This is a genomic window from Loigolactobacillus jiayinensis (genome assembly GCF_003946445.1).
In the GTDB taxonomy this organism is placed as follows: Bacteria; Bacillota; Bacilli; order Lactobacillales; family Lactobacillaceae; genus Loigolactobacillus; species Loigolactobacillus jiayinensis.
This window is the reverse complement of record NZ_RHOF01000006.1, coordinates 45,141-64,369: the sequence shown is the minus strand read 5'-3', so window position 1 is coordinate 64,369 and position 19,229 is coordinate 45,141. Positions and strand designations below refer to the sequence as shown.

20 protein-coding genes, 1 pseudogene and 1 other annotated feature are annotated in these 19,229 nt (G+C 43.1%); of the genes and pseudogenes, 16 read left to right on the top strand and 5 right to left on the bottom strand.

Annotated features, from left to right (window positions below; all coding sequences use genetic code 11):
• Nucleotides 1-4 precede the first annotated feature (4 nt).
• From EKM80_RS02795 to accA, 4 genes are read left to right on the top strand one after another with little or no spacing between them, the layout of a single operon-like run.
• Nucleotides 5-397, top strand: coding sequence for an acetyl-CoA carboxylase biotin carboxyl carrier protein (locus tag EKM80_RS02795; RefSeq protein ID WP_125551604.1), 393 nt, complete (start codon nt 5-7; stop codon nt 395-397).
• Complete coding sequence (locus tag EKM80_RS02790; RefSeq protein ID WP_125551603.1) at nt 397-1,722, top strand: acetyl-CoA carboxylase biotin carboxylase subunit; 1,326 nt, start codon at nt 397-399, stop codon at nt 1,720-1,722. Before EKM80_RS02795 ends, EKM80_RS02790 begins: the two co-directional genes overlap by 1 nt.
• Entirely contained in the window at nt 1,719-2,498 is a 780-nt protein-coding gene (locus EKM80_RS02785) for an acetyl-CoA carboxylase carboxyltransferase subunit beta (RefSeq protein WP_125551602.1), read from the top strand. The genes EKM80_RS02790 and EKM80_RS02785 overlap by 4 nt, the downstream gene beginning before the upstream one ends.
• Before the next feature lie 8 nt (nt 2,499-2,506).
• Nucleotides 2,507-3,268 carry a carboxyltransferase subunit alpha gene (gene accA, locus EKM80_RS02780; protein ID WP_125551601.1) on the top strand — a complete coding sequence of 254 codons (762 nt, stop codon included), beginning with the start codon at nt 2,507-2,509 and terminating at the stop codon, nt 3,266-3,268.
• Nucleotides 3,269-3,307: 39 nt separating this feature from the next.
• Here the strand turns inward: accA and EKM80_RS02775 are convergent, their stop codons facing one another.
• The gene (locus EKM80_RS02775) at nt 3,308-3,595 is read right to left on the bottom strand and encodes a chromosome partitioning protein ParB (protein ID WP_125551600.1); all 288 of its coding nucleotides are present in this window, start codon (nt 3,593-3,595) and stop codon (nt 3,308-3,310) included.
• A 142-nt stretch (nt 3,596-3,737) separates the two neighbouring features.
• Between EKM80_RS02775 and EKM80_RS02770 the strand changes: the two genes are divergently transcribed.
• Nucleotides 3,738-4,679 (top strand): AEC family transporter, encoded by a 942-nt coding sequence (locus EKM80_RS02770; protein ID WP_125551599.1) that lies wholly within the window; start codon nt 3,738-3,740, stop codon nt 4,677-4,679.
• 716 nt (nt 4,680-5,395) lie between these two features.
• On the opposite strand, the gene thrB is transcribed toward EKM80_RS02770, so the two are convergent.
• The gene (gene thrB / locus EKM80_RS02765) at nt 5,396-6,265 is read right to left on the bottom strand and encodes a homoserine kinase (protein WP_125551598.1); all 870 of its coding nucleotides are present in this window, start codon (nt 6,263-6,265) and stop codon (nt 5,396-5,398) included.
• A 251-nt stretch (nt 6,266-6,516) separates the two neighbouring features.
• Between thrB and EKM80_RS02760 the strand changes: the two genes are divergently transcribed.
• A complete protein-coding gene (locus EKM80_RS02760) occupies nt 6,517-7,197 on the top strand; it encodes a 2,3-bisphosphoglycerate-dependent phosphoglycerate mutase (protein ID WP_125551597.1) in 681 nt (226 codons plus the stop codon).
• 47 nt (nt 7,198-7,244) lie between these two features.
• Here EKM80_RS02760 and EKM80_RS02755 read toward each other — a convergent pair whose 3' ends face one another.
• Nucleotides 7,245-8,582, bottom strand: a complete 1,338-nt coding sequence (locus EKM80_RS02755) for a C1 family peptidase (RefSeq protein ID WP_125551596.1) — start codon at nt 8,580-8,582, stop codon at nt 7,245-7,247.
• 110 nt (nt 8,583-8,692) lie between these two features.
• A pseudogene (locus EKM80_RS02750) lies at nt 8,693-8,974 on the bottom strand (GNAT family N-acetyltransferase); the annotation flags it as partial.
• A gap of 237 nt (nt 8,975-9,211) precedes the next feature.
• Between EKM80_RS02750 and EKM80_RS02745 the strand changes: the two are divergent.
• The 9 genes from EKM80_RS02745 to EKM80_RS02705 all read left to right on the top strand — a co-directional run bounded on the left by EKM80_RS02745 (nt 9,212) and on the right by EKM80_RS02705 (nt 18,211).
• Nucleotides 9,212-9,748: a dCTP deaminase/dUTPase family protein gene (locus tag EKM80_RS02745; protein ID WP_125551594.1), complete on the top strand. Its 537-nt coding sequence runs from the start codon at nt 9,212-9,214 to the stop codon at nt 9,746-9,748.
• Between the two features lie 85 nt (nt 9,749-9,833).
• Complete coding sequence (radA, locus tag EKM80_RS02740; RefSeq protein WP_125551593.1) at nt 9,834-11,204, top strand: DNA repair protein RadA; 1,371 nt, start codon at nt 9,834-9,836, stop codon at nt 11,202-11,204.
• A 20-nt stretch (nt 11,205-11,224) separates the two neighbouring features.
• Entirely contained in the window at nt 11,225-12,361 is a 1,137-nt protein-coding gene (locus EKM80_RS02735) for a PIN/TRAM domain-containing protein (RefSeq protein WP_125551592.1), read from the top strand.
• Nucleotides 12,362-12,645: 284 nt separating this feature from the next.
• Nucleotides 12,646-14,136, top strand: a complete 1,491-nt coding sequence (gltX, locus tag EKM80_RS02730; protein WP_125551591.1) for a glutamate--tRNA ligase — start codon at nt 12,646-12,648, stop codon at nt 14,134-14,136.
• Nucleotides 14,132-14,337: a binding site (T-box leader), on the top strand. (Overlaps the previous gene by 5 nt.)
• Before the next feature lie 90 nt (nt 14,338-14,427).
• Nucleotides 14,428-15,834 (top strand): cysteine--tRNA ligase, encoded by a 1,407-nt coding sequence (gene cysS, locus EKM80_RS02725; protein ID WP_125551590.1) that lies wholly within the window; start codon nt 14,428-14,430, stop codon nt 15,832-15,834.
• Nucleotides 15,835-16,254 carry a Mini-ribonuclease 3 gene (locus tag EKM80_RS02720; protein ID WP_125551589.1) on the top strand — a complete coding sequence of 140 codons (420 nt, stop codon included), beginning with the start codon at nt 15,835-15,837 and terminating at the stop codon, nt 16,252-16,254.
• The gene (rlmB, locus tag EKM80_RS02715; RefSeq protein WP_125551588.1) at nt 16,238-17,020 is read left to right on the top strand and encodes a 23S rRNA (guanosine(2251)-2'-O)-methyltransferase RlmB; all 783 of its coding nucleotides are present in this window, start codon (nt 16,238-16,240) and stop codon (nt 17,018-17,020) included. The genes EKM80_RS02720 and rlmB overlap by 17 nt, the downstream gene beginning before the upstream one ends.
• Complete coding sequence (locus EKM80_RS02710) at nt 17,017-17,544, top strand: NYN domain-containing protein (RefSeq protein ID WP_125551587.1); 528 nt, start codon at nt 17,017-17,019, stop codon at nt 17,542-17,544. The genes rlmB and EKM80_RS02710 overlap by 4 nt, the downstream gene beginning before the upstream one ends.
• Before the next feature lie 91 nt (nt 17,545-17,635).
• Nucleotides 17,636-18,211, top strand: coding sequence for an RNA polymerase subunit sigma-70 (locus tag EKM80_RS02705; RefSeq protein WP_125551586.1), 576 nt, complete (start codon nt 17,636-17,638; stop codon nt 18,209-18,211).
• A 103-nt stretch (nt 18,212-18,314) separates the two neighbouring features.
• Here the strand turns inward: EKM80_RS02705 and EKM80_RS02700 are convergent, their stop codons facing one another.
• Nucleotides 18,315-18,521, bottom strand: a complete 207-nt coding sequence (locus EKM80_RS02700; RefSeq protein ID WP_125551585.1) for a hypothetical protein — start codon at nt 18,519-18,521, stop codon at nt 18,315-18,317.
• A 237-nt stretch (nt 18,522-18,758) separates the two neighbouring features.
• Here EKM80_RS02700 and EKM80_RS02695 point away from each other — a divergent pair, with 237 nt between their 5' ends.
• Complete coding sequence (locus EKM80_RS02695) at nt 18,759-19,214, top strand: CopY/TcrY family copper transport repressor (protein ID WP_125551584.1); 456 nt, start codon at nt 18,759-18,761, stop codon at nt 19,212-19,214.
• Nucleotides 19,215-19,229: the final 15 nt, after the last annotated feature.

Here is a 19,229-nt window from a genome sequence, read left to right as displayed (position 1 = left end):
GGGGATGGACGCAAAACAAGTTGCTGATTTATTGGCGGTACTAGCTAAAAGCGAGTTCGCTGAGATCGAGTTAAAGGATGCGGATCTATATTTGCATGTGAAACGCAATGCAACACCGCAAATTGCTACTAAAATAGAAGCAGCGCCGGTCAGTAAAGGTAAAACGGTTAACAGCCCAATGGTGGGCATTGTGCATTTGTTGGATGACACGAAGCAACCATTCGTTAAGGTTGGCCAGCAGGTGACAACGGAGACGACATTGGCGCAAATTGAAAGTATGAAATTATTTAATGATATTAAAAGCCCGCTTGCTGGTACCGTGGCGGCAATCAATGTAAGTGACGGCCAAGGTGTTGAATTTGCGACGCCATTATTTAAAATCGCTGAGGCGGACTAATGTTTAAGAAAATTCTGATTGCCAACCGTGGTGAAGTGGCGCTGCGGATCATTCGTGCTTGCCACCAATTGAATATTGCCACCGTGGCTGTTTATGCGCAAGTAGAGCAGACCAGTTTATTTGTGCAACAAGCTGATGAGGCTTATTGTATTGGCCCAAATACAGCCCAGTCCAGCTACTTGAACCGCGAAGCTATTTTAATGGCGGCGCTATTGAGTGGGGCAGACGCTGTTCATCCCGGTTATGGCTTCTTAGCTGAAGATGCCTTATTCGCCAAAATGTGTGCTGAATGTGGCTTAACGTTTATCGGGCCACAACCCGCCACAATTGCTTTATTGGCGGATAAAGCGGCCGCCAAAACCTATGCGCATAAGCAAGGTGTGCCAGTAATTCCTGGTGGGAGCGCGTTGAAAGATGAAGCAGCGCTACGGCAGACTGCGGCGTATCTGGGCTATCCAGTCATGCTGAAAGCTAGTTTTGGTGGTGGTGGCAAAGGCATGCGCGTGCTATCATCGGAACATGAATTACGTCATCAATACCACTTAATTCAAGAAGAAGCGCGCCAAGCATTCCTGAATGATGCGGTTTATTTGGAAAAGTATTTGACCAGCGCCCGGCATATCGAAGTGCAAGTATTACAGGACCAGGCAGGGCACCTACAATTACTCGGTGATCGTGAGTGTAGCTTACAGCGCAATCATCAAAAAGTTGTTGAAGAAAGTCCCGCCGCAATTTTGACGACGGTTGAACGGGCTAAGCTATATCAATTAGCCCGCCAGTTAATGTCGGGGTTAGACTATGTTGGTTTGGGTACTTTGGAATTTTTATTTGCTGAGCATCAATTTTATTTTTTGGAAATGAATACGCGCCTGCAGGTAGAGCATGCGGTGACCGAAATGACTACTGGCATGGATCTAGTTGTCACGCAAATCGAAGTTGCGGCGGGGCAATTGATCAAGTCAGGGACTAAAACTTTTAAGGGTCATGCTATCGAAGTACGTTTAAACGCTCAGGCTGAAGGTGGCTTGTTGGCAACCGGTAAGTTAGAAACGTTTCGTTTATTTACTGGTGCCCGCGTTGATACTGGCTACCAAGAGGGCGATCAGATCTTACCGTATTATGATGCTTTGGTGGCAAAAATTTTGGTCAAGCAACCAACACGAAAAAAGGCCATCGAAAAATTGCAGCGTTGTCTACAACATGTACAGATCAAAGGCATTGGGACTAATTTAGCGACGTTGACCCAAATCATGGCGCTACCTAATTATCAGGCTAATTTAGTGGATATCCACTTCTTAGCCCATTTGGCAGGTGACGCCCAATGAGTCATTTACCAGCAGTAGGTACTTGGCGGCAATGTCCCAAGTGTCAGCGCAACGTTCATCGTCTAGAATGGGGTAGCTTGCAGATTTGTCCTCATTGCGGCTATTATTTACGTTTAACCGCAACGCAGCGACTACAGCAATTAGCTACTGAGTTTCAGCCATTACCAGAAATTACAGCAGCGGCGCCATTTGCTTTTCCTGGCTACCAAGCCAAATTAGCGCAGGCACAACAACAAACTGGGGCCACAGAAGCCTTAACAGCTGGCGTGGCAACATTGCAGCAACAGCGTTTCATGCTTGGGGTAATGGATAGCCATTTTATGATGGGGACGTTGAATATGATTGTCGGCGCACGTTTGCGGCAAGTTATCGCGGCCGCTAAAACGCAGCAATTACCGTTAGTGTTAGTCATCGCTTCTGGCGGTGCGCGAATGCAAGAAGGCATTTTATCGTTGTTACAAATGAATACCGTTTTGGCGGCGTATGACGACTTGAATGCGGCTGGCAACTACACCCTAAATATTCTAACGGATCCAACCATGGGCGGCGTTAGTGCCAGCTTTGCTTTTGCCGCTGATACGGTGATTGCTGAAGCTGGGGCCACAATTGGCTTTGCGGGTAAACGTGTCATCCAAAAAACAAGTCGTGAGCCGCTGCCACCAGCGTTTCAAAGCGCTGCTAGTTTGTATCAGCAAGGGCAATTGGATGCTGTGGTCGCGCGTACTGATTTAGCAGCAGTTGTGGGGCAATTATTACGCTTGCACCAGCGAAAGTGAGGCGTACGATGTTAGAAGAACAATTAAAAAAAATTCGTAGTGCCGAGCGAATTAGCTCTGCGGCAGTGATCACAGCGTTAACCACAGATTTTTTCACACTGCATGGGGATCGCTTGCAAGCCGATGATCCAGCAGTAACGGTTGGCTATGGTTGCTTTCATCAGCAGACGGCATTATTTGTCGGCGTTAATCGTGGTGCAACACTGCAGCAACGGCTAGATTATCATTTTGGCGCATTAAGTCCGGCGGGGTATCGTAAGGTTAATCGGGGTTTGAGCCAAGCTGAAAAATTCGGTTGGCCGGTGATCACGCTGATCAATATGCCCGGCGCTGCGGCTGATGTGGCGGCCGAACTAAACGGTCAAAGCCAAGCCCTAGCGGCAACAATTAGTCAAATGGGGCGCTTGACAGTACCGAATATTGCTTTATTTTTAGGTGAGGGTGAAAGTGGTGGTGCGCTAGCATTGGCCAATAGTAACCGTATTTTGATGCTGGAAAATAGTATTTATTCAGTGGCATCACCGGAAGCGGTCCAAGCCATTTTAAAAGGTGACGAGCCACAAGATCTGACCAAATATTTGCCGATGACGGCCGCCCAGCTGGCAAAACTTGGCTTAGTCGATCAGATTATTGCTGAAGACAAGCAAACTATGGTGCGGATTGATCAGGCATTGCAGCAGCAATTAGCTGAATTAACGACGTGGTCAGCGGTACAATTGCAGCAACAACGCACTGAGAAGTATTTGACGGTGTTGGCAAAATTTGCATAAAAAAGCTTGGCACGCGTTATAAGTGTCAAGCTTTTTTGGTTACAGGCCAATATTTGCTAATGAATTAACGGTATTGAGAAATTGATCTTGGCGCCGCGCTCGTTTTTCAATCGGCGTGTCCAACTTAGTCATATCAATCCGGACAATATGGTGGCGTACTAAATTAACCAATGTATTATCGTTCATCATAATGTAAAGATTGTCGGCTTCAACTTTTTCGCAAGCATCTTGCCAGACCTTTGTTGCTGGCAGATCAGAAGCAATGTTACGTTTGATAAAGGCTTTTCCATCAATAGTATTAAAGGTGACGTCATAATAATTTGCCATGTCACTCACTCCTTTGCTTATTGTCATCTTCATTATAACCGCTTTTTTTATAAATGTAACCGTTTTAACAGTTGGGCAAGCCTTTGGAAATAGTTATGAAAGTGGTAAACTGATAGCTATTATAATGATAAGGTGTGGTTTGATGGGCATATTTTTACAAAGTATCGAGGGTGTTTTGGTCATCCTAGTTATGATTGTCGTTGGTTACGTTTTAGCACGTGCTGGCTGGTTCGACGAAAAAAGTAGTAAATTAATTGCACGTTTAGTCACGCAAATCGCATTACCTTGCTATATGTTGGATACGATCACGCGTGATTTTACGGCGAAAGAATTATTTCGTTTACTACCAGATCTGAAGTTTCCTGTGATCTCAATGCTAATTTTATTTGGTATTTCCGTAGCGGTAGCGCGAATAATTCGGATTCGCAAAGAGCGCCGGGGGTTATTTGAATCAATGTTCTTCAATTCGAATACCGTTTTTATCGGCTTGCCAATTAATATGGCGCTATTTGGTAATAAAAGTTTACCGTACGTTTTGGTTTATTATATGGCCAACACGACTTTCTTTTGGACACTAGGTGTTTATTTAATTAAGCGCGATGGCACCAGCACGGAACAATTTAGTTGGTGGACGACGATCAAGAAAGTATTTTCACCGCCTTTGCTTGGGTTTATGGTGGCGGTAGTCTTAGTATTGTTACATATTCAAGTACCGAGGTTTTTGATGTCTGATTTTAGTTATATCGGTGGGCTGACGATTCCGTTATCGATGATCTTCATTGGGATTGCGATCGAGAGCGCAGGATTGAGCCAAATGCGGTTATCACGCCACAGTATTGGTATTTTAGTGGGGCGTTTCATTTTAGCGCCAGTGCTAATGAGTTTGCTGGTTTTACCAGCACCAGTACCAACATTGATGAAACAAGTTTTTATTTTACAATCGGCGATGCCAGTTATGACTAATGCGCCAGTTGTCGCTAAATTGTATGGGGCTGATGCCGACTATGCTGCCTTAATGGTGACGGAATCAACCTTGCTAAGTTTAATTGTGATTCCGATTTTAATGACGTTATTACGCCAGTAAAAAAGTGTGACCAGCAAATTTAGAGGGTTCTTTCTAAAGTTTGTCTGCAAGCTGAGTAAGTTAGCTTCCATTCCGTCGCCAGTGGACGGAACGAGTGGCGCGTTGGCGAGCTAATTTTCCCTGAATAAAAACAAAAGCAGGCGGGAAAATGGATCTCGCCAGCCACGCATAGTTCTAAATGGCACAGCCCACCATTAAGAACTATCGACACATCTGGTCCACTGGCGACTCCATTTCAGCAGGCAATGGTTGAACGTTCAAGTATTGATTGTTTAAGTGGCAAAGTTAGTGATAGTCAGAATACAAAACACCAGTAAAACAGTTTTCTGACTGTTTTACTGGTGTTTTTATGCGCATATAATCTACTTTAAAACTACGAATTACAAACAGCTGTCAGGTAATCCTAATTGAGCTATCTAAATATTTAACCTAATTCACAAAATAATGCTCTAACACTGCCAAGGTGAAATGGAGGCGCTGGCGTTATCAGCTGTGTCGATGGTACTTGGTGACCGTGGTCGCCTAGTACCATGCGCGGCTGGCAAGATCCATTTTCTTTTCCGATTGGGCTTAAATTGGAAAGAAAATTAGCTTGACAACGTGCCACGCGTTCCATACGCCAGCGCCGGAATGGAACCAAACTAAATCCGCCTACGAGTTAATAAGACAGACAAAGTTCAGAAAGAACCATTTAGAGGTTTGCTGGTCACACTTTTTTAAAATACTTGAATACCATCTTTATCGGCTGATAATGAAATCACTGTGCCGGTAGGGTGTTTTTGCATCAGAGCAGCTTTGATATCCTCAGTGGCTTCTTCAGGACACATGGTAATAATTGCTGGGCCAGCACCGGATATGAAGGTGCCGTACGCTCCGAGGTCTTTAGCAGTGGTGCGCATTTGTTTGAGGAAAGGCACAAAGTTATCACGATAGCGCTCCTGTAATAAATCGTGTTCCATCATCGTGCCCGCTAAGGTGAGATCACCATTTAAAATGGCGGCAATCATCACGTTAGCAATGGCACTACCGGCGACTGCTTGACTATAATTTAGTGCTTGGGGCAATACTTCACGGCTTTTAACGGCCGGCAACTGTTCTCGCGGAATGTAGATGACAAAGTCAGAGTCAGGGAAAAAATGACGCACTGAGTAAACGTGATCATCGATCATAGCGGCCGTGACGAAGTTACCCCGAATTGCTGGCGCTACATGATCAGGATGATGCTCAAAATTGGTGGCCAAAGTAATTTTTTCATCAATACTTAAGTTTAAATTGGCCAAACGGTTAGCTAACTCGATACCACCAACGACTGCTGCGGCGCTACTGCCAAGACCACGTTGTACGGGAATATCTGACATAACGCTGAGTTGGTGTGGTGTAAGGGGCTGCTTGCCAGCAACGGCCAAAGCAGTTTTAACAATCAAATTTTCTTGATCGCTGGGAATTAATGGTCCAAGATTGTGCTGCAACTCCCAATGTGCACTTTCAGCACCAACTTGGATTCGTAAATAAAGTGCCAACGCAAGTCCACAGGAATCAAAGCCAGGGCCCAGATTAGATGTGGTTGCGGGAACTTGAATTTTCATAAGTGACCTCCATGTAAAACGAAAGATTAAAATTTAATTAGATATTTATTTAATTTTAATTATAACGAATTCAGTGACCGTTGAAAATAGGAAAATTGTGGTATGACTGTTTTTTTACGATTAATTTCGGTAGAATAGAGAATGATGAAAGAGACGTGCGCCGGTTAAATTAATGTAGGCACGTTAAAAATGATGGTGTGTTTGTATCTGTACGCGGCTAATTAAAGTTAAATTTTAGGGAGTGACAAGTAATGGCACGATTGGTTTTATTGCGCCACGGTGAAAGTACGGCTAATCGTGACAACATCTATACTGGTTGGTCCGATGTGCCATTAACGGCAACTGGTATTATAGAAGCACAACAGGCAGGTGACCGTTTAGTACCGCTACAACTTGATCTCACTGCAGTTCATACCTCGCTATTACAGCGCGCAATCATGACCGCCGATATTGTGATGGATCAATTGAAAATCTCAGCTGTGCCACTGCACAAAACGTGGCGATTAAATGAACGACACTACGGTGCACTGCGCGGACAAAATAAAGACGCCACTCGTCAAGAATATGGTGCAGCGCAAGTTGTCTTGTGGCGGCGGAGTTACACCACAGTGCCACCACAATTGCAGCAGCCAGACTATGATCGCCGCTATACGCGTTTTGGCTACCGTTTTGAGCCGCTAGCTGAAAGCTTGGAAATGGCCTTGAACCGTGTGGTACCTTATTGGTTAGATCATATTGGGCCAGCACTACTTGATGGTCATGATCAATTAGTTGTTGCTCATGGGAGTACTATACGTGCGTTGATCAAGTATTTAGAAGGTATTTCTGATGCAGGAATCAACGGTGTAGAAGTCGCTAACGGTGAGCCGATCGTTTATGAGCTAGATAATAAGTTACGGATCCAGCAAAAAACAATTATTCATAAGCACTAAAAAAGAGGCGCACAACAATTGTTGGCGTCTCTTCGTTTAATTAATTTTTACCGTGCCGCTAATGCACCCATTGGATCCCAAGGTGCTAGAACTTTGGGATCTTCTTTAGTTGCAGCTAATAAGTCAGCAGGCAAGTATTTCTTATTGATAACGATTTGATAAACGTATTGGTCTAACCAATCATCACTCATGACAAAGTAACCTTTTTCGCCAACTTTATCGCCCCATGAATTTTCGACTTTCCACTTAGTTGGTTTGTCATCAACAAGGTCAACGCCGGTGATAACCATGGCGTGCGTCATTAAGCTTTCAGCATAGTCTAAGCGTTGGGCTTTGGTCATGCCAAAATCAACGTCAAAGAGGGCGTCCTTGTTATAAATAGCGGTATCCATAATACCGACTTGGCGGTCGGAAGCTTGACCTACATCACTGCCAAACCAAACACTTTCGCCAGCTTGTAATTGCTTGATAGCTAATTGCTTAAAGGTGGCAATGTCTAAATTCAAATGGCGAACCTGGCGGCCACCGACGACGTTACCCAACATTTCAATTGTGTATAAATGATTGTAAGGCTTGTCGTCAGTTGGTGCGTTAATGATTGATTGATAGCTATCTAGATCCCAGCCAACGTATTTCTTAAAGAAAGTTTGTGGCGTTAGGTCGCGGTCGATATGATAGGCTTTATCACCATCACGGTATTCAAAATCAAATTTAACGGGTGGTTCACCTAATGCGTAAACTAAGATCCGGTAATCTTCGCTTAAGAAGCGTGACTTAGCAGCTGCGATTTCCTGGTCACTGGCCTTGTCAGCGACTAATTGGCGTAAACTAACGGCGTCTTTACGCAATTTTAAGTTTAATACGCCATTTAGTTCACTGGATTTTGAACTATTGTACGTTTCAGGCATCACATATTTAGGAACAATGCCGTATTTTTCAATCAAAGCTGTCAACATATCCCATTGGCCACCATCTTGTTGTGGTGTGGTCAATAAAAAGCTGACTTTGCGGCTATCTAATGGTTCGTCAGCCGTTACTAAGATATTTTCGTAAAAATAATTAGCTTTTTCAAATTTATCCCAAAAATTAGTGTAATTTTGTGATAATTCAAAATCTTTTAAGTTAAATTGATCAGCGATACTACGGCGCATGGTATTTAATGCGGCAAACATCCAGCAGCGACCGCTTTGTTTTTGATTGGCCACTTTTTCAGCAGTTAAATCAATGGAAAAAGTTTGATTCATCGCGACCTTTGAATCTGTATTTTCACTAGCAGCGAGAATACCATTATTCATGACTGCGCGTTTGATGGTTGCGGATTGTGGTACTTGTTGTAAATGTGCTTGATAATCGGCAATTGCAGCTGGTGTAATTTCTTGACTCAATTCATTCACTCCCCATTATTAGCGACGTTTTTTCGTCTGGTTCTATTCTAGTACAAGTAACAGCAGATAGTAAATAAGCGTGACCCAAAAGTTGGACCACGCTTAACTAATTATTTGGCGACAATATCATTATATTCAGGCTTACGTTCGAAAAACGCCTTGGCGTAGGTGCAAATCGGTAAAATTTTAGCATTATGATTTGTGGCGTGCTCAATCGTTTTTTGGATCAGTTGACCGGCGATACCTTGGCCACGATGATCATCGCGTACAAAAGTATGATCAACAGCAAAAACATTACCATGATCTAATGTTTGGAATGTTACCTCAGCAACTAAGCGACCGTCAGCATCGTTATTGTAAAAGCGACCTGGTTCAAATTCAAATTCCATGGGCGTAGCCTCCGTGTTTAATTTATGGTTAAGTTTATTGTAAAGTTTCGCCGTTTAAAAGGCAAGAAAACGATTTCTTGCCTATTGAGAGCAATAACAATGACTAGTCCAAGTTAGTTACCTATTTAGACGAATAAATGCTATGATTAGAGACAAGAAATAGATGCAAAGCTGGCCACAATTTGTACTGTATAATTAGACTGTGGTGGCATAAAAGCGGATAAGGAGTTTTTTTAGTTTATGAAGCGAGGATTTGAGATAGTTGCCCGTTATCAAGATGCGGGATTACAATTACCACAGCGGGCAACACAGCAGGCAGCTGGTTATGATTTTCAAGCTGCAGAGGATTTTACCTTGCCATCAATTTGGCGCGGCAATTTTTTGCGGTTGTTGTGGCATGTGCGCCACGGTCAAGCTTTAACGGACGCTGACTATACTGCTGCTAGTAAAACATTGAAACCCTACTTAGTACCAACTGGCATCAAAGTTTATATGCAGCCGGATGAATATTTACTATTGGCTAATCGTTCTAGTGGCCCAATTAAGCGCGGCCTGATTTTACCAAATGGCGTTGGCATTGTTGATGCTGATTATTATAATAACGCCCAAAATGAAGGCGAGATTTTCTTTCAACTCGTCAATTTAGGCGTGCGTGACCTCACTATAAAAAAGGGTGAGCGTATCGGTCAAGGTATCTTTATGCCTTATTTACGTAGTGATACCGATGAAGGTGGCTTGAGTCAGCGGACTGGTGGTTTCGGTTCTTCAGGACGTTAATTCAGCCTTGCGCCGGATTTAGTTTAGCGTTGAAACGATTAGACTAGAGGTTAATTTTAATTAATGTATAGAAAGGATGTATTCTGTGGCCAAAGCAAAAACACAATTCGTTTGTCAGAATTGCGGTTATAATTCACCACGTTATTTAGGCCGTTGCCCGAATTGTGGTGCGTGGAATCAGATGGTTGAAGAAATAACTGCTACTAAAAAAGAAACGACTCATGCACAAGCCAATATTGCTGGCCATATTGCTAAGCCAGAGCTAATGGCCAAAGTCAGCGTTGAAAAGGAACCACGGGTGCATACACAATTGGCAGAGCTTAATCGTGTGCTTGGCGGTGGAATCGTGCCGGGATCATTAGTCTTGATCGGTGGTGATCCTGGGATTGGGAAATCAACCTTGTTACTACAAGTTTCCGGGCAACTCAGTCAAGGTAAAGAAAAAGTTTTATACGTTTCCGGTGAAGAAAGTGCTTCGCAGATTAAAATGCGCGCAGGCCGGTTAGGCGTTTCCGGCAAGCAACTTTACTTGTATCCAGAAACTGATATGGGCAGTATTCGCCAGCAGATTGAAAACCTGCAGCCTGAGTATGTGGTTATTGATTCGATTCAGACGATGCAGGAGCCTGATTTAAGCTCAGCCATCGGCAGTGTCGCGCAGGTTCGCGAAGTAACAGCGTCATTAATGCGAATTGCTAAGCAAAATCAAATTACGATCTTCATTGTTGGCCACGTGACTAAAGGCGGGGCCATCGCAGGACCAAAGATTTTGGAGCACATGGTGGATACAGTGCTGTATTTTGAAGGAGACCAGCAACGGACTTATCGAATTTTACGGGCGGTAAAAAATCGCTTTGGTTCAACTAACGAAATTGGTATTTTTGAAATGCGGGCTGGTGGTTTATACGAAGTTGCAAATCCGTCAGAAATTTTTTTGGAAGAGCGTTTAACCGGTGCAACTGGTTCGGCGGTAGTCGTTTCCTTGGAGGGGACACGACCGATTTTAGTCGAAATTCAAGCCTTAGTGACGCCAACCGTTTTTGGTAACGCCCAGCGAACGACTACTGGGATCGACCGTAATCGGGCTGCGTTGATCATGGCGGTGCTGGAGAAGCGGGCTAACTTAATGTTACAAAACCAAGATGCCTATTTAAAGGCCGCTGGTGGCGTCAAATTAGATGAACCGGCGATCGATTTAGCGGTTGCCGTCAGCATTGCCTCTTCCTATCGCGACAAAGGTACTCAGGCGACTGACTGCTTTGTTGGTGAAATTGGGCTGACCGGTGAAGTCCGTAGCGTTAATCGAATCGAGCAACGGATCAATGAAGCTGCTAAATTAGGCTTTAAGCGCATGTTTATTCCGCACAACAACCTTAAGGGGTTGGAAGTGCCAGCGACGATTAAAGTCATTGGCGTTACCACCGTTAGTGAAGCTTTACAAAAGGCATTTAACTGATTGAAAGAAGGTGAATTAAAATGAAGAAGAGAATTACCACAGTATTAATTGTTTTGGTTGGTGCCTCACTAGCCGGGACTTTTTTGCCACTGTTATGGCGTGTGGCTGGTCTAGCAACAGTCGTTTACTTAAATAATTTATTCGTTGATATTGTAATTGGTGCTATTATTTCGTATTTCATTTCGCTTTTCCTAGCTGGACCAATTGTCAGTTTATTTGATCGTTTGATCAGACAAACCGAAGCCTTGATCAGTAAACAATCGCCAACATACTTATTGTTTGGTAGTGTTGCAACGATTATCGGGTTACTTTTGGCCAATATCATTTCGATTCCATTGTACCGGATGAACTTTTTTCTGTTTAATACTTTAGCACCGATTATTTTGATGGTGTTGCTAGGTTACATTGGTTTTCGTGTCGGAACAACGCGAACTGATGAATGGCGACGTTTGTTCCAATTACGAAAAAAAGCAGTAATTGAAACGCAAGCAGAACAAGATCAAGTGTTGGCGCGTAAAGTCGACGATAACTTTCACAAGTACAAAATCTTGGATACGAGTGTGATCATTGATGGCCGAATTTATGAAATTGCTCAAACTGGCTTTATTGAAGGAACATTGTTGATTCCAAATTTTGTCTTGCACGAATTACAATTGATCGCCGATTCAGCTGACTCGTTGAAACGCACTCGTGGTCGCCGCGGCTTGGATATTTTGAATGATCTCCAAAAAACTGACGCAATGCCAGTTGAAATGTATGAAGGCGATTTTGAAGATTTAACCGAGGTTGATGGTAAGTTGATCAAGCTAGCCAAGTTGATTGATGGGATCGTTGTAACGAACGATTTTAATTTAAATAAGGTCAGTGAATTCCAAAACGTACCAGTTTTGAATATCAATGAGTTAGCCAACACCTTGAAGCCAGTTGTTATTCCTGGCGATGGCATGACGGTCACAGTTGTGAAGTCGGGGACTGAGCGCCAACAAGGGGTTGCTTACCTTGATGATGGCACCATGATCGTTGTTGAAGATGGTCAATATTATATGAACAAGTCATTAGACGTCACCGTGACTAGCGCGTTACAAACTGCAGCCGGCCGGATGATTTTTGCTAAGCCGGTGCATTCACAAAAGGGACTACGTGAACATAATAAGTAGCAAAACAAGTCTTAATGATTTGCTGGAAAAGGGTTCCAAAAGGCCAATTTTTGAGTTTAACTGATATTTTGAGTTGGTTAGATGACGTGTGTTTGCGGCAATAGCTTATTCGCAAGCGAGGTTGTGAGTGACTAAGTTGGCTCTTTTTTCAAACGCGCTAAAATAATTTCGTCAGTTGGCTTTACAAGTTTGGTCTTGACCAGTAAAATTATAGGTGCTGTGTCAGGCTTTCAGCTTGGCAATGATGATTAAAAAGGAAAATAATGAAAGAGGCGGGATTTAAATTGGCAGATAAAACAATTCGTGTTCGTTATGCACCAAGCCCAACCGGCCATTTGCATATCGGTAACGCACGGACGGCATTGTTCAACTATCTTTTTGCGCGGCATAACAAGGGTGAATTCGTGATTCGTATTGAAGACACTGATACCAAACGTAACGTTGAAGGTGGCGAAGAAAGCCAATTAACCATGTTAAAATGGTTAGGAATGGACTGGGATGAAGGCCCCGACAAACCTGGTGACGTTGGCCCTTATCGGCAATCAGAACGTGGCGCTATCTACGGTCCACTGATCCAGCAATTAGTTGACCAAGGTAAGGCTTACGAATCTTACATTACTGAAGATGAATTGGCTGCGCAACGTGAAGCACAAAAAGCGCGTCATGAAATGCCGCATTATGAAGATGAATTTGCAGGTTTAAACGCTGAAGAAAAAGCGGCTAAAATTGCTGCGGCTAAAGCACAAGGCTTGAAGCCAGTTATTCGTTTCCACGTACCAGTGCATAAAAAGTATGAATTTAATGATTTAGTTAAGGGTCATATTGAATTTGACTCTGATTCAATCGGTGGCGACTTTGTGATCATGAAGCGTGATGGCATGCCAACTTATAACTTTGCCGTTGTTGTTGATGACCATATGATGAAGATCACCCATGTTTTACGTGGTGATGATCATATTGCTAATACACCAAAACAATTGATGATCTATGAAGCCTTTGATTGGGAACCACCAATTTTTGGCCATATGACGTTGATCATTAACACGCAAACTGGTAAGAAATTATCTAAGCGTGATGAGAATACCCTACAATTTATCGAACAATATCGTGAATTAGGTTACTTGCCAGAAGGGATGTTTAACTTCATCACTTTACTAGGTTGGTCACCAGTTGGCGAAGATGAAATCTTCAGCCGCAAGCAATTGATCAAAATGTTCGATCCAAAACGCTTGAGTAAATCACCAGCTAAGTTTGATGCTAAGAAATTGGAATGGGTCAATAATCAATACATGAAGCAAACCGATAGCAGTAAAGTTACTGATATGGGCTTGTATCAATTGATCAAGGCTGGCCGTTTACCCGAAGATCCAGATAACAAGACAATTGAATGGGCACGGACGCTGGTTGGGTTGTACCATGACCAAATGAGCTATGCTGCCCAAGTTGTTGAGGAATCGACAGTCTTCTTCACTGAACCACCGAAGTTGGACGAAGCGGCTTTGACTGAATTAGCAGTTGAAACTGCACCAGCTGTTTTGAACAAATTTGCTGAATTGATCAAGCAGGTTAAAATATTTGATGCTGTTGAGATCAATAATGCGATTCAACAAGTTCGTGCCGAGACTGGCGTTAAAGGCCGTCAGCTGTATATGCCAATTCGCATCGGTACAACGCGCGCAACCCATGGTCCAGCAATTGCTGAATCAATCGAATTACTTGGCCGTAAAAAGACCATGCATCATTTGGAAGTTACACTGAAAGAATTAAATCACTAAAACGAAGATAGGAATAAGTAAGTTGGGCAACGGTCACAGCGAGCGTTTGGTTGGTGGAAAAACGTCAGTGGCACAACTGAAATGCCTCCTTGAGTGTATGTGCGAAATTAGGTAGTGCATGCCGCTTCATTCACGTTAATGAATGAAAAGGAAGTTCTTTAACTTCGAATAAAAGTGGAACCACGTGGAAACGTCTTTTGATCGACAACTGATCAAAGGGCGTTTTTCGTTTAATTTGAACTGGTTTTAAGTTAGAATGAAGTAACGATTAAAATTACGGAGGTGCACGTAATGATTCAAGTTTATAATACATTGACCCGGACCAAAGAAACGTTTAAGCCATTAGCGACGGGTAAGGTCAATATGTACGTCTGCGGGCCAACGGTTTACAACTATATTCATATTGGTAACGCGCGTTCTGCGATTGCCTTCGATACAATTCGGCGGTATTTTGAATTTCGCGGCTTTAAGGTGACTTATATTTCTAATTTCACTGATGTGGATGACAAAATGATTAAGCAAGCCCAACATGACGGTATTACGGTGCCAGAATTAGCCGATAAATTTATTGCGGCGTTTGAAGAAGATACAGCAGCCTTGAATATTGAACCAGCAACGGCGCATCCACGCGCAACCGAGAATATTCCCGACATTATTGCTTTTATCCAAGTTTTGATCGACAAAGGGTATGCATACGTGGCTGACGGCGATGTTTATTACCGTGCGCGTAAGTTTACCCATTATGGCGAATTATCCGATCAAGATATTGATCAATTAGAACAAGGTGCTAGTGAGCATACGGTTGATGCAGAAACGCAGCGTAAGGAAGATCCGATTGATTTTGCCTTGTGGAAAGCCGCTAAGCCTGATGAAATTTGCTGGTCAGCACCTTGGGGCGATGGTCGGCCAGGTTGGCACATTGAATGTTCAGTCATGTCAACCAAATACTTAGGTGACACTTTTGATATTCATGGTGGTGGCCAGGATCTGGAATTCCCGCATCATGAAAATGAAATTGCCCAAAGCGAAGCCAAAACAGGTCAAAAGTTTGCCAATTATTGGCTGCATAATGGCTTTGTGACGATTGGTGACGATGATGAAAAAATGAGTAAATCATTAGGTAATTTCGTGACCGTTCATGATCTAATCCAAAAAATTGATCCGCAAACGTTACGCTTTTTCATGGCGACCACGCAGTATCGGCGGCCTATTCGTTATAGTGAAACGACATTAAATGAAGCGGCTAATAATTTGCAAAAATTGCGGATCGCCTATGACAACTTAAGCTATCGGCAAAAAGATGTGTCGGCCGGTATTGATACTGCGGTGGAAGCACAACTAACTAAGCTGACCCAAGCCTTTACCACCGCCATGGATGATGATTTTAATGTCCAAAACGGGATGACTGAAGTTTATGAGCTAGCCAAACTGATGAATATTTATAGTGAACAAAAAATTGTTCGCGAGGCAACTTTGAATCATTTATTAAGCAGTTTCACCACGTGGTTACAGATTTTTGGCGTTATTTTTAAACCGGACGGCTTATTAGATGATGAAATTGACCAATTATTGCAGGAACGCCGCGCAGCACGAACAAATAAGGATTATCAACGTAGTGACGAAATTCGTGATCTATTGAAAGCACAAGGTATCGTGCTGGAAGATACGGCACAAGGCACCCGTTGGCGGAGGGAATAAATGACAGAAGTAGTAGATTATCGACAGTTAAATGGAATCGCGTTGGCTTATATGGGTGACGCTAGTTATGAAGTTTATATTCGGCGGCATTTATTGAGCCAAGGAATCACTAAGCCGACACGGTTACAGCATCAAGCAACCCATTTTGTTTCGGCGAAGGCTCAAGCTGGCTTGATTGAGGCCATGTTGGCACAGAATGTGTTAAATGAAGAAGAATTAAGTTTTTATAAGCGCGGCCGTAACGCTAACAGCCATACCCACGCTAAAAATACCTCAGTGACGACATACCGGATTTCAACTGGTTTTGAGGCATTGATGGGTTATTTAGCGCTAAGTGACCAGCAGGAACGCTTAGATGAATTGGCTGCTTGGTGTATTACCCAAGTAGAGGAAGGTAAAATTAATGAGCAAATCAAATGAGCCCCAAACTGACGCCACCGATTTTGTGATTGGGCGCCATGCTGCGCACGAAACGCTACAAACTGAAGGCGCCAAGCGGGTCAACAAAGTTTTTATTCAGGAAGGTTTGAAATCTGACTCGGTGCAAGCTTTGCAACAATTAGCGAAGGCCAAGCGGATCCCAGTACAGTTAGCACCAAAAAATAAGTTAGATACCTTAAGTGATCACGGCAACCATCAAGGGATTGTTTTGGCAATCACACCATATGCTTATGCGGAATTAGATGATTTATTCGCTAAAGCAGCCGCCAAAAACCAACCGCCATTTTTCTTGATTTTGGATGGAATTGAAGATCCACACAACTTAGGTTCGATCATGCGAACCGCGGATGCCGTTGGCGTGCACGGTATCATTATTCCTAAGCATCGCGCTGTTGGTTTGACCAGCACTGTAGCGAAAACATCGACTGGCGCCGTTGAACATATTCCAGTGGTGCGCGCGACTAACTTGGTTGCGGTCGCTAAAGAACTGAAGCAACGCGGGGTTTGGTTATTTGGAACTGATATGGCGGGAACTGACTATCGGCAATGGAACGCTAAGGGTGCGATTGCGTTGGTCATCGGTAATGAAGGTAAAGGAATCGCGCCATTACTGAAACGAGAAATGGATGAAACAATCACCATTCCGATGATTGGCCATGTTCAAAGCTTAAATGCCAGTGTCGCGACTGGTTTACTGCTTTATCAAGCCTATTCGGTAAAGCAGGGCAGCGGTGAGTTACCATGATGCACGAAATCTTGATTATCGATGGCTATAATGTGATCGGTAATTGGCCTGAGCTGGCACAATTGAAACAGGATGATAAATTGGCTGATGCACGGGATGATTTATTAGCGCAATTAGCTGAATTTCGCAAATACGAAGACGCAGAAATTATTTTAGTTTTTGATGCGATGTATGTGCCGGGCATCACGCAGCGCTATGATCAGTATAATTTACAAGTTGTCTGGACGCAGGAAGACGAAACGGCCGACAGTTACATTGAAAAAATTGCCGCTGAGTTGCAGAATCGTTTGACACAAGTTACCGTGGTTACCAGCGATCAAGCCGAACAGTGGACAATTTTTTCGCGTGGCGCAGTACGTATTTCATCACGCGAATTTAAAATGGTGATCAAGCGCGCCAAAACTGAAATTGCCCGCGATGTGCGCCATTACCATGATACAGATCTACGGCGGCGTTCACCATGGGACTCACAACAGCTATTATCGCTGACAAAATTACGCGATGAGTTAACCGATGATGATTAACGATAAGTAAACTCCTAATAGACATTCGTTCGCTTGTAAAACGCTTTCACGGTTGATATGCTAGAATCAAACATGGCAGCCAGTGAATAAAATGTATAATGAAGAACTTATTCAAATAATTACGGCAGCAGCGGCAGGAAATTCTAATGCTTTTGAGCACTTATTCTATCTCTATCGACCAATGTTAAAAAAGATCCAGCAACAGTATTATCTTTATGGGTTAGATGAGGATGACTGGGATCAAGAAGCGCGAATCGTTTGTTTTAAAGCGGCGCGCCGTTATCGAACCGATACACGGTTAACATTTGGTCGCTATTATCAACGCTGCTTGCTGTGTCGTATTTATACGTTGATACGACATCAAAATGCTAAAAAGCGCCAGATTTATCAGCACACCGTTTCCATTGAGATCGACGGTATTAGGCAAGGTATTGAGACCCAAGGGACAATGCAATCGTTTAATTGGTCGATGATCCGCGCAAATGCTTCTGATTTTATTGATCAATTATCTGATCTAGAAAAGTTTGTTTTCTGTCGGCAATTAACCAGCAGTTTTGAAACTAATAGTTCAGTTATGGCTAATATTACCCATGAGCAAGAACGCAATGCTTTGGAACGGTGCCGGCTTAAATTAAAACGCTATTTAGCTGACCATGTTTTAGAATGATTTACAGGGGTGCGGCAGAGTCGATCTGCTTGCACCCCTGTCGCCATTTGTGCATAAAAAATACGCCGCATTAACTTTTTAAGTTAGCGTGGCGTATTTTTGTTTACTTTGCTTCAATTGTTTCGATATCATTAGTATTGATACCAAATAGTAAAGTTGTGTCATGGAATAAAATGTAGCGTCGTGGTTCTTTGACTTCGAGGAACTTATCTAATGGGTATGCGTTAGAGCCAGTTTTAGACATGACCACAACTTGAGTCGCATCGGTAAAACTATGCTTTTTGCCGTCCTTGGTGACGATGGTAATCACATTTTTCACCTCATTTTTTGGTGATATACACTACTTAACTATATCACTTTTAGACTAATAAAGCTTGTATAATTTAAAAGCCGCGTGGCGTGTGGTTCTGCTCAAGGTAGCTGTTATGTTGACGTTAGCGGTCATTTTAAAGGGTGATCGGTGGCTAAAGCGGCAGAGTTGACATTTATCGATTACAAATGTAAACTTAAATATAATTACGAGTGTAAACGAAAGGCGTGACCGAATATGGAAGTTAGTGCAGCGTTAAATATTTCTTCAGCTGAATGGCAAGTGATGCGAGTTGCTTGGACTTTGGGCCAAGTGAGTAGTCAAACGGTCAGCGACGTTTTAGCCGAAAAAATGGATTGGAAAGCGCCAACCGTTAAAACATTAGTTGGCCGGCTGGTTAAAAAAGGGGCCTTAACGGCTGATCGCGATGGCAAACGATTTTTATACCGGCCAGTAATTTCAGAACAACAAGCAATGGATACCGCCAGCGAGGTTTTTATTGAACAATTGTGTCAACATAAGGTTGGTAAAACTTTACTGAAAATGGTCCAAGAGACCACGCTGAGCCAAGCAGACATTGCGGCCTTGATTGCGACTTTACAAGAAAAGCAAAAAACGGCACCTGAAGCAGTTTCTTGTAACTGTGTACCTGATAATTGTCAATGTGCTGATGGTGAGTGTAACTGTAAGTAGCTGATGTTTAATTAA